This is a genomic window from Nocardia sp. NPDC052254, assembly GCF_040679495.1.
In the GTDB taxonomy this organism is placed as follows: domain Bacteria; phylum Actinomycetota; class Actinomycetes; order Mycobacteriales; family Mycobacteriaceae; genus Nocardia.
Genome location: NZ_JBFAUW010000003.1, coordinates 768,133 through 777,054, shown reverse-complemented (window position 1 = coordinate 777,054; position 8,922 = coordinate 768,133). Strand labels below are relative to the sequence as shown.

At 66.5% G+C, this 8,922-nt stretch carries 10 protein-coding genes; 7 read left to right on the top strand and 3 right to left on the bottom strand.

Annotated features, from left to right (window positions below; translation table 11 throughout):
- Positions 1 to 124 precede the first annotated feature (124 nt).
- Together AB0L57_RS12265 and AB0L57_RS12260 are read right to left on the bottom strand one after the other, a co-directional pair.
- Positions 125 to 589 (bottom strand): hypothetical protein, encoded by a 465-nt coding sequence (locus AB0L57_RS12265; protein ID WP_364960519.1) that lies wholly within the window; start codon positions 587 to 589, stop codon positions 125 to 127.
- 138 nt (positions 590 to 727) lie between these two features.
- Positions 728 to 922, bottom strand: a complete 195-nt coding sequence (locus AB0L57_RS12260) for a hypothetical protein (RefSeq protein WP_364960517.1) — start codon at positions 920 to 922, stop codon at positions 728 to 730.
- A gap of 118 nt (positions 923 to 1,040) precedes the next feature.
- On the opposite strand from AB0L57_RS12260, the gene AB0L57_RS12255 reads away from it, so the two are divergent.
- The 3 genes from AB0L57_RS12255 to AB0L57_RS12245 all read left to right on the top strand — a co-directional run bounded on the left by AB0L57_RS12255 (position 1,041) and on the right by AB0L57_RS12245 (position 3,416).
- The gene (locus AB0L57_RS12255) at positions 1,041 to 2,024 is read left to right on the top strand and encodes a helix-turn-helix transcriptional regulator (protein ID WP_364960515.1); all 984 of its coding nucleotides are present in this window, start codon (positions 1,041 to 1,043) and stop codon (positions 2,022 to 2,024) included.
- A gap of 44 nt (positions 2,025 to 2,068) precedes the next feature.
- Positions 2,069 to 2,893, top strand: a complete 825-nt coding sequence (locus AB0L57_RS12250; protein ID WP_364960514.1) for an SAM-dependent methyltransferase — start codon at positions 2,069 to 2,071, stop codon at positions 2,891 to 2,893.
- 142 nt (positions 2,894 to 3,035) lie between these two features.
- Positions 3,036 to 3,416 carry a hypothetical protein gene (locus AB0L57_RS12245; RefSeq protein ID WP_364960512.1) on the top strand — a complete coding sequence of 127 codons (381 nt, stop codon included), beginning with the start codon at positions 3,036 to 3,038 and terminating at the stop codon, positions 3,414 to 3,416.
- Between the two features lie 50 nt (positions 3,417 to 3,466).
- Here AB0L57_RS12245 and AB0L57_RS12240 read toward each other — a convergent pair whose 3' ends face one another.
- The gene (locus AB0L57_RS12240) at positions 3,467 to 3,823 is read right to left on the bottom strand and encodes a hypothetical protein (RefSeq protein ID WP_364960616.1); all 357 of its coding nucleotides are present in this window, start codon (positions 3,821 to 3,823) and stop codon (positions 3,467 to 3,469) included.
- Between the two features lie 258 nt (positions 3,824 to 4,081).
- Here AB0L57_RS12240 and AB0L57_RS12235 point away from each other — a divergent pair, with 258 nt between their 5' ends.
- Genes AB0L57_RS12235 through AB0L57_RS12220 form a run of 4 tightly spaced genes read left to right on the top strand, consistent with a single transcriptional unit; the run spans position 4,082 to position 8,911 of the window.
- Positions 4,082 to 5,971 carry an SCO2524 family protein gene (locus AB0L57_RS12235; RefSeq protein ID WP_364960510.1) on the top strand — a complete coding sequence of 630 codons (1,890 nt, stop codon included), beginning with the start codon at positions 4,082 to 4,084 and terminating at the stop codon, positions 5,969 to 5,971.
- 10 nt (positions 5,972 to 5,981) lie between these two features.
- Complete coding sequence (locus tag AB0L57_RS12230) at positions 5,982 to 6,896, top strand: SCO2523 family variant P-loop protein (RefSeq protein WP_364960508.1); 915 nt, start codon at positions 5,982 to 5,984, stop codon at positions 6,894 to 6,896.
- A gap of 4 nt (positions 6,897 to 6,900) precedes the next feature.
- Positions 6,901 to 7,929 carry an SCO2522 family protein gene (locus AB0L57_RS12225; protein WP_364960506.1) on the top strand — a complete coding sequence of 343 codons (1,029 nt, stop codon included), beginning with the start codon at positions 6,901 to 6,903 and terminating at the stop codon, positions 7,927 to 7,929.
- Between the two features lies 1 nt (position 7,930).
- Positions 7,931 to 8,911, top strand: coding sequence for an SCO2521 family protein (locus AB0L57_RS12220; RefSeq protein ID WP_364960504.1), 981 nt, complete (start codon positions 7,931 to 7,933; stop codon positions 8,909 to 8,911).
- Positions 8,912 to 8,922: the final 11 nt, after the last annotated feature.

Below are 8,922 nucleotides of genomic sequence, written 5' to 3'. Positions count from 1 at the left end.
CAAACGCATCGCCCAACTCACCAACTTCGACCCCACCCAAGCCAGCGGACTCTGGTACCTCCGCAGCGCACTCGTCGCACGCACCTACACCACCACCGGCTAGAGACTCGGCGCCGGTACCGGATCAGCCGGCCGGAGGCTCGCGGATCGCCGCCACGTAGGCACGAGATACGGTGCAGGTCAGCAGATCGAGCATGTCGACCAGGAAGCTGCGATCGGCCACCGGATCGGTGGTTCCGGTACCGCCGCCCGGATCGATGCGATCGAGAGTGAGTTTGACCCCGTCGTGAATGGCGTGCTGGATGGTGTCTATGGGGACTCCGTCGCGTGCCCATCCGGCCGCGGCGTCCTCCAGCCTCCGTAGTGCGCACGATGCCCCGCTGGGTACGTCGCCGAGCAACAGGAGTGCCAATTCGAACCCCATCCGCATCACCACGGCCGGATCCGAATGCTGAGCGGGCCGGGAGAACTCGGAATGGCCAGGATCCTCGAAATGCTGTGCACTCCTGGCATTCCCGGCATTGGCGTGCTCGGAATCGAATCCGGTACCCCTCGTGGATTCCGCATCCCAGGAGTCGTAGGCCGGCATCGCGCTCCTTCCGTGCGCCCGATCGCACTGACGAAGGTAATGGGGGTGCGCTGCGATTACGAGGACTCGGCGTGGGTTACCCACATATGCGAAAGGCACCCTTCCGCACTTGTGAGATCTCCCAACCATCCCGAAATTTCACTGCGCCCGACCGGAATCCGGACGCAGGCGGCCGGCGTCGACCAGAGTCAGATAGGCAGCACGTTTGCGGGGGCATTCCTCCCGGCGGCAACCGCGATGCCGCTGCATCGCCACATGCGCCTCCGGTACCGACATCACGCTGTCCGGGGCCTCGTGCGGCCATCCGATCGGCCAAACGGATCCGTCTACCATTCCGAACTCCTGCTGCGCCCGGCTGCCGCCGAAACCGTGATAGCCTGAACGCAATACATGCTAGCGTGATAATCACGCAATTGAAAGTAATTGGGGCGGAACAGATTTCGTCGAGAAGATGACCATCACGCAGCACAATGTCGCACCTGTGACCGCACGAACCGTGCGCCGCGCCGATACGCTGACACCCATGGGAGCCCGATTACGGACCGCGCGAAAATTGCTGCTGGGTCGCGAGATCGAACATATGCTCAGCACGGCGGGGGTGAATCAGGCGGACGCCGCCCGGATCATCGACACCAGCCAGAGCCGGATCGCGATGCTGATCAACGGCGCCAGCTCGATCACCGTCGGTGATCTCGAAAGATTGGCCGTCGCACTCGGCTTCACCGATCCCGGCTACCTGGACAGCCTCGACGCCTTGCGCCGGGACAATCACAAACGCGGGTTCTGGAACACCGGACACCGGCGGGCCTACCTCGAGGAACTCCGGCTGCTGGTCGATCTCGAGGCGCATGCCAGCCGGCTGCGGGTCACCGAAGCCGAGATCGTGCCCGGCCTGATCCAATGCGAGTCCTATATCAGGGCGCTGCACGAACCCCCGCACAACGAAACGGACGCGCCACTCGATCCGGCGGCGGTCACCGTCGAGGATTCGGTACGTGCCCGGCTCGCCCGCCAGGACGTTCTCACCGGCCCCGATGCGCCGGACTTTCACGCCGTACTCTCCGAATCCTGTCTACGCCGTGAGTACGGCGGCCGACGTGTCATGGCCGAACAGCTGGAGTATCTCCTCACCCTGTCCCATCAGCCCAACATCACGCTGCAGGTACTCCCGTTCACGACTCCCACCCTGGGCGCGGGTATGGAGGACCGATTCACCCTGGTCCGGGTGCCGTCCCCCGGCGCCGCGGGAGATCTGGACATGGCGATCGTGGAGAGCCAGGGCGATATCCGCTACATCGACGACAAACCCGCCGTCCTCGCGCGGGAGACGGTGTGGGACCGATTATCCGTGGCCGCGGCCGATCCCGAGCGGTCGCGCGCGTTCATCGACCGGATCGCGCATTCGTTCCGACGTGAGAGCGTCACCGGGACGTGACCCTCCGTCCGTAATCTGCAAAGCCTAAGGAGTGCCGGGTAGCTATGAGCGACAACGACTTTCCCTCACGCGGCATCGACGCGAGCCGCCCGTCGGCAGCGCGGATGTACCGGTACTATCTGTCCGGACAGGCCGATTGCGATACCGATCGGAAGTTCGGCGAACGCGTGCACGCGGCGTTCCCCGAGATCACCGCCTGGGCTCGGCACAATCGCGCATTCCTCGGCCGGGCAGTCGATTTCATGTCCGGCAACGGCATCGAGCAGTTCCTCGACATCGGGGCCGGACTGCCGGCACCCGGCAGCACCCACGAGGTCGCGCGCACGCGACTCCCCGGGACGCGTGTGGTGTACGTCGACAACGACACCGAGGCCGTGTCGTTCGGACTCGACCTGCTACGCGAGACCGGCACCCTCGATTCCACCGCCTTCGTCGATGCCGATCTGCGATGTCCCGATGACATTTTCGACCATTCCGAGACCCGGCGGCTCATCGATCCTGATCGCCCACTCGGACTTCTCATCGTCAGTGTCTGGCCCTTCGTCCCCGACAGCGACCGCCCGTATCGGCTGATGGCTCAGCTCCGCGACCGCCTGCCCCGCGGCAGCTATGTCGCGATGAGCCATGCCGGCCCGGACGAGGCCCCCGCCGACATCGCGCGCGGTTTGACCGCGGCCGCGGAGCTCTACAAGGAGACCGCCGATCCGCTGACCTTGCGGCGCCGTGACGATTTCGCCGCCTTCTACGACGGCTTCGAACTCCTGGACCCCGGTATCGTGCACGCCCCCGAGTGGCGTCCCACCTCACCGGTGGAAATGGCGGATCCGGCACGGCCGTGTAATTTCGCGGCCGTCGGCTACAAGCCGTAGTCGGCACGGTCGGCGCGGCGATCCGCGCATCGGTGCGCCGGCGGCTTTACTCCGTAGAAAGGGCACCCCGATGACGCGGCCACCGACCTTCACCGTTGGCGAATTCCGCAAGGCCTCAGCCAGTTCCCCACATCAGAACTGCGTGCGCGTCGCACGAAAACAGGGATGGACCGCCGTCTGGGACGACAAACGCACCACCGGTGCCACGTCCACCGCGACCGCGCTGGCGACCACCGAGTTGCTGTTGTTGCGCGATGAGCAGTTCGATACCTATCAGGCGGGTATCCGCGCCGGGCACACCGAGCGATTACCCCTCACCCAGATCCGCCGTCACGACGGGCACTTTGTGCTGCGCAGCGAAATCGCCCAGCCCACAGCCGATGTCGAGCTGATCTTCGACCGGGCCGAGCTCGACGCGTTCCACCACGGCATCCGTACCCACGAATTCGAGCTACATCGGTTCGGTGCCGGCATCGTCGGCAGATCCGAGTACGACGACCTCACGGCCCGAATACCGGCCTAGCGGTTCGTATGTCCGGTGCCCGCCACGGCGGGCACCGATTCCATCGCCGGTCAGTTCGTTTCCGGACCGACATCCCGGCCACCGGTGTCGTCCAACCGGACCCGGACCGTCACCCGGCCGCGCTCGTCGCGCACCGCCACCGCATGCCCGGCCCGGTCACCACCGGGCAGACGCAGCGTGATCGGCCCGCCATCGCCGGTGAAGTTGCGCCACCACTTCTTGCAATCGGGCATCGCCACCCCGATGAGGATCGAATCACCCGAACGCCGGTAGTTCACCGGAGTGGTGAAGGATTTTCCCGAACGCCTGCCCACATAGGCGATCTCGACGAATCCCTTGCGCATCAACGGGCCGAGCAGGGGAGCTTCGGTGAGCCTCATGATCACCGCATTGAATCCGTTCACCATCGACTTCGCATCCACCGTGTGCCTCCTGGAATCCCGCCGCGACTGCGATCGGTGTCCACATTACCGACCGGCGATGACCGTTCACCGGTCGTGACCACGGTAATCGTCGACCGGATCCCGAGCTGTTCACCCCCGCAGCGAGTCTCGGCAATCCCCCGGATTCGACTGTTCGCTTGGCTCACCAAACGTTCTCGGGGCACACTCTAGGAGTCGACGTTCGGCGACGGGAGGACCGAATGCGACTGTGAGGACAGGCATATGAGAATTCGGCCGCGGCAGCAACTACTCGATCTGTGGCAGGCGATGATGCAGTGCTGTCATCGCGACGACACCTGGATCTGGGGCGGTAGACAGGGGTCGAATTCGATCAGTGACGCCGAACAACTGCTGTGTTTGTTGTATCCGGCCACCGAGGTCGAGGCGTTCGCACTCGATCGCCCCAACGACATGCCCGCCGATACGCGCGCGGTACTGGCGCCCCTGGGTGAGCCCACTCGCTTCGGCAGCGTCCTGGTGGGACTGCTGGAGCAGTATCTCGAGCGCTACACCGACCCCGAGGGTGAGCCGATCTTCGCCGGTGGCAGCTATCTCGCCGCCGAGGGCGAACAACCCCCGACCGATGCGCAGCGCGCACTCGAGGTCGTCGATTCGTATTCGATGTCGATCAGCCTGTGCATCGCCTCGCTGCGCTTCCTGCGCGGCTTCCAGCGCTTCGTCAGCGGTGAAGTGCGCAGGGAAGCAAAGGAACTCGACACGCGCATCGCCGCGCTGCTGCCTGGTGTATCCATTCGCCTGACCGCGGCGATGGCGGGGCTGGTCCGCAGTTTCGTCATCCACACTCCCGCGCCCGCCACCCCGTCCGGTCGGTCCATTCTGGGCATGCTGAATCAGACCGGCACCGCGGTGGAGGAGGTGATCAGCGCGATATCGGCACGGCTGGAACGCGTCCGGGTGCAGGCCGCCAACGATGTGAAGCTGTCGCAGACCTCCGGAATCGACCTCGCCGACGATCTGCTGATGTTCGAATGCGGCTGGAGCTGGGGCATATTCCGCGATGCCGCACCCATCGACTTCATCACCCATCGCGTCGCCACCGGTGCCGGCCACGCCGAGGCCCGGCCGTATCTGTATTTCACGGTGGTGGCACTCGACGGCATCGCCGATCTGTCCTCACAGCGCACCCGGGAACTGGATCTGCTCGACGACGAGCAGCGCCAGCTCGCCGACGCATTGCAGCTGAGTTCGGAACTCACCCTGCGGTACTGGTCGACGGTGGCGCGCTTCGGCACCGGGCGCTGGCCGCTGGAGGACATCCCCTGGCGCACCTCCGACGGCGCGGAATCGGACTATTTCAGTCTCGCGGTGGCCGCCATGCTGCTGCAGGATCTGGTCGCTCGCGAAAGCACCGACGATCTGCCCCGTACCGTCGCGATCTTCGATCAGCTGGCCCGTCGCGGCCGGATCATCAGCCGTCTCACCGCCGACGATCCCGCCGCCACCCTGCACCATCCCGGCGTGACTCTGCGGCTCACCGGAAGCGAGCACCTGACCGGTGGTCCCCGGTTGATCTGGCGCACACCGGATTTCGTCACCATGATGTTGAAACGCTGTCTGCAGGCCGCACGACTGTCCGGCGACGTCGCCACCCGGGACCAGTTGATGGAACTGGCCGAATCCGCGATGGACCACATCGACCGCCGGGTCATCGGTACGGGCCCGGCGGCCGGGCTCTGGGACGATCCGGGCGTGCTGATCGGGCCGACCGGCGTGAACGGCAGCGAACCACCCGAGCAGCCCTCGTGGTTCCACACCGAACGGGTGATGGAGTGTCTCGTGGTGGCGTACAACACCTTCCGCGAATCCCCACTGTCACCGGCGACGATGATCGCGCGCGCGGTCGAACTGCTCAACGAGGCCGAGCACCTGCTCAATCAGGAGATGCTGGAGGTGAGTCTGGACCGCTGGGTCGACGAACACGGTCCGGCCGAACGTTCGTCCACACTCACCGCGTTGACCCGCATCGAACAATCGCTGGACCGGGCCCGCCGCCAGTTGCGCGAGCGACCGGGCACCGCCTTCGCCCTGGCGAGTCAGGCGTTGATCCAGCTCGACGAGCTGGCTTACGCCCGCCAAGACGCGCGACGGTGAGGGCCGCCTCGTGCTTGTGTTCTCCACGTCCGACAAGGGCGGCACCGGCCGGTCGGTCACCAGCTGCAATCTGGCATACCGGCTGTGCGCGACCGGCCGCAACGTGGCCTATGTCGACTTCGATTTCGGCTCTCCCACCGCGGGGGCGCTGTTCGAGATCAGCACCGCCGAGCGCGGCATCCCGAGCCAGGGCGTGCATTCCTATCTGCTGGGCGACACCGGCACCGTCACCCGCATCGATGTCGGAACCCGCACCGATCGGGTCGAATTGCGCCGGATCGCCTCGCGCAGCGGCAAACTGGTACTTCTGCCCGGTGACGAAGGCGGGGCCGAATTCCTGTCCAGCGACGACGCGATCGTCTCACGCTGCGCGGAATTGCTGCTGACCCTGGAACAGGAATACTCGGTCGTGGTGGTGGATCTGAGCGCGGGCCGTTCGGTGGCCCTCGACATCGTGCTGCGCGCCACCGCCCTGCCACAGTTGCGTTCGCGCGTCGTCCGCTGGCTGATCTTCCATCGCTGGACCCGCCAGCACATCCTCGCCGCCTCGGGTCTGGTGCACGGTCCGCACGGGGTACTGGCGGCCGGCGCCGACTGCGGGCACGATCCACAGCGGCTGGCCGAGTCGATCCGGTACGTACGGACCGCGGTGGCCGCTGCCGACGCGCATCCGCTGGTGTCGCGGGCGGCCCAGGCGGCCTGGCTGCAGGAGCAGGACGCCGCACTCAAACGTCTCGCCTCGACGAACCGGCTCGGCAACACCGCGGTGCTGGGCTCCACCCCGATGGAACCGGTGCTGCAGTGGCGCGAACAGCTCATTCTCGACAGCGATGTCAACGCCCACATCGCCAATGCCGAAACGGCTGCGGCATATACCGAACTGGCACGCCGGCTCGTCGACACCGCCATGTGGGAAAGGCTGTGATCCGATGCCGCCGAACATCAGGCCGCCCGAGAGCGGCTACACCGAGGCGAGCGAACGGCCCCGGATCGAGCCGATCGATCTGTCCCATCTGTCGATCGAGGTCGGTCACTTCTATCTGAACGACATCGCCGACGACATCGACATGGTGACCGCGGAGTTCCGGCGCATCGTGCCGCTGGTGGCCGCGTTCGTCGAATCGGCGCGCATCCGGTTCGGCGACGACGTGCGGGTCAGCACCTGCTACCTGATCGACGACTATTTCCAGCCCACCACCGATCCCGCGCAGATCCTGCCCAAACTCCTCGATGCCGCGCACGAGGCGGGACTCCGCATCGATTATCTGGCAAGGGAATCCGGCTGCTGGCAGACCTCGACATTCGCCGATGGTGTGCCATTGGGCGCGCCGGTGCCGGTCGCCGAGATGGTCGCCGCCCGCATCGTCGCCGAACCCGCGCCTCCCGACACCGGCGCGCGGCCGCCGACGGCGCAGTCGGGCTGGTTGTGCAACGGCCGCCGGTCCTCACTCGAGGAACCCGCCCAGGCGATGCGTGCGCGCACCTATCGCCCACCCGAGGAGTTCGGCCGCCGGGAACATTCGATCTTCCTGGACGTGCAGCTCTGGAGTACCGGGACCGATGACGACGGCGCCGAGGTGATCCGCTGGTCGTGCCCGTTTCTCGCGGCGGTCTGGCATCTGCTGCGCCTGGGCATGCTGCGCTACCACGGCGCCGCGGTGGCCCAGCCGCAGCCGTGGGATCGAACACAGCCCTGGCCCCGACGCTGGCACGAGGTCGCGCCGGTGCTGCGGCTGGAACCCGACGCCGCACCGTTCGCGGCCTATCACACGCTGTCGATGCTGCCGAAACGCTATATCGGGATCGAGCATTCGGTCCGGGTCATTCTCGACCATCTGGCGCTCGACGACGATGTCCTCGCCCAGGTGATCGCACACGGCGCCGACAACCCGGTGCCGGTGTCGATTCCGGGCAGTGTGAGCGAACGACTGTCTCATCTGCTGCTCGACGGGTCCTGAGATGGCGGCGAGCACTCCGCTGGTTGCCCTCGGTGAGATCCGCAGCTGCCTGTTGCCCTCGGCCGCGGCACTGGGGCGGGTGGAGGCCGGCGAACTACTCGCGCTGATGCCCGGGCGCGCCGTGCGCTGGCGCGAAAGACCGGGCACCCTCGCGGTCTCCCCCACTCTCGCGGTCGGTGTCGACTGCGATCTGCGACTGGGCGCCGGTACCGCCCGCATCGTCGGAACCGTGGCCACCAACGTCGTCCTGGCCGGTGGGCGGCTGCTGCAATCCTCGGCATACACGCGTGTCGTCCGCGCCCGGGAGCGCCGCCGTCAGGCCTGGTCACACTATGTGAGCCGGGTCGGGGTGACAGAGGTGATCGACCGGGTGCCGGAACGAGCGACGGTGGGACCGACACTGGTCGAGGGATATCTCGCCGATCGGCCACCGGCCGGCGAGGAGCCCATCCTGGATCTGTCCTCGATCAGTGAGCGACTGCTCGCCCGGATCCGCTCCGTGCCCGCGCTCGATCAGGAGCCGCCGATGCGCACGGCCGGAACCCGGCTGCGGTGGACCGCCCTGGTGGGCGGATCCGCCGGTCCCAGGGTCGAACTGGTCCTCGACGACGAGTTCACCCGATCGGTGCGGCTGATCGTGCGCACCGAGGAGGATCTCACCGCGGCCCAACGATTCTGCGAGGATCTGGCCGCGCACGACTGGCTGCTGACCGTCACCGCGGCCGCACTCGAACAGGCCGATCGATTCGGGTCGCTCAGCCGCGAACGACTCGACATCCTGTCCCCCGTGCTCGAATACTTCACCGGGCTGTGGATGCCCGGGGCCCACACCCCGGCCGCACTGCGCGCGCTGTGGCGGGATCTGCAATCCGATCCCGGGATGTCACGGCAATGGAACACACTGGTCGATCGCCTGCGCGACACGATCGCCGTCGCCACCTTGAATGCTCTGCGCAACAAGGGGTTCGACAGCGAGTGGTGAAATGACACAAC

What these genes read in the sequence shown, in the direction of transcription:
- AB0L57_RS12265 (WP_364960519.1), bottom strand. Translation starts at nt 589, where the DNA reads ATGCCGGCCTACGACTCCTGGGATGCGGAATCCACGAGGGGTACCGGA.
- AB0L57_RS12260 (WP_364960517.1), bottom strand. Translation starts at nt 922, where the DNA reads ATGGTAGACGGATCCGTTTGGCCGATCGGATGGCCGCACGAGGCCCCG.
- AB0L57_RS12255 (WP_364960515.1), top strand. Translation starts at nt 1,041, where the DNA reads ATGACCATCACGCAGCACAATGTCGCACCTGTGACCGCACGAACCGTG.
- AB0L57_RS12250 (WP_364960514.1), top strand. Translation starts at nt 2,069, where the DNA reads ATGAGCGACAACGACTTTCCCTCACGCGGCATCGACGCGAGCCGCCCG.
- AB0L57_RS12240 (WP_364960616.1), bottom strand. Translation starts at nt 3,823, where the DNA reads ATGGTGAACGGATTCAATGCGGTGATCATGAGGCTCACCGAAGCTCCC.
- AB0L57_RS12235 (WP_364960510.1), top strand. Translation starts at nt 4,082, where the DNA reads ATGAGAATTCGGCCGCGGCAGCAACTACTCGATCTGTGGCAGGCGATG.
- AB0L57_RS12225 (WP_364960506.1), top strand. Translation starts at nt 6,901, where the DNA reads ATGCCGCCGAACATCAGGCCGCCCGAGAGCGGCTACACCGAGGCGAGC.
- AB0L57_RS12220 (WP_364960504.1), top strand. Translation starts at nt 7,931, where the DNA reads ATGGCGGCGAGCACTCCGCTGGTTGCCCTCGGTGAGATCCGCAGCTGC.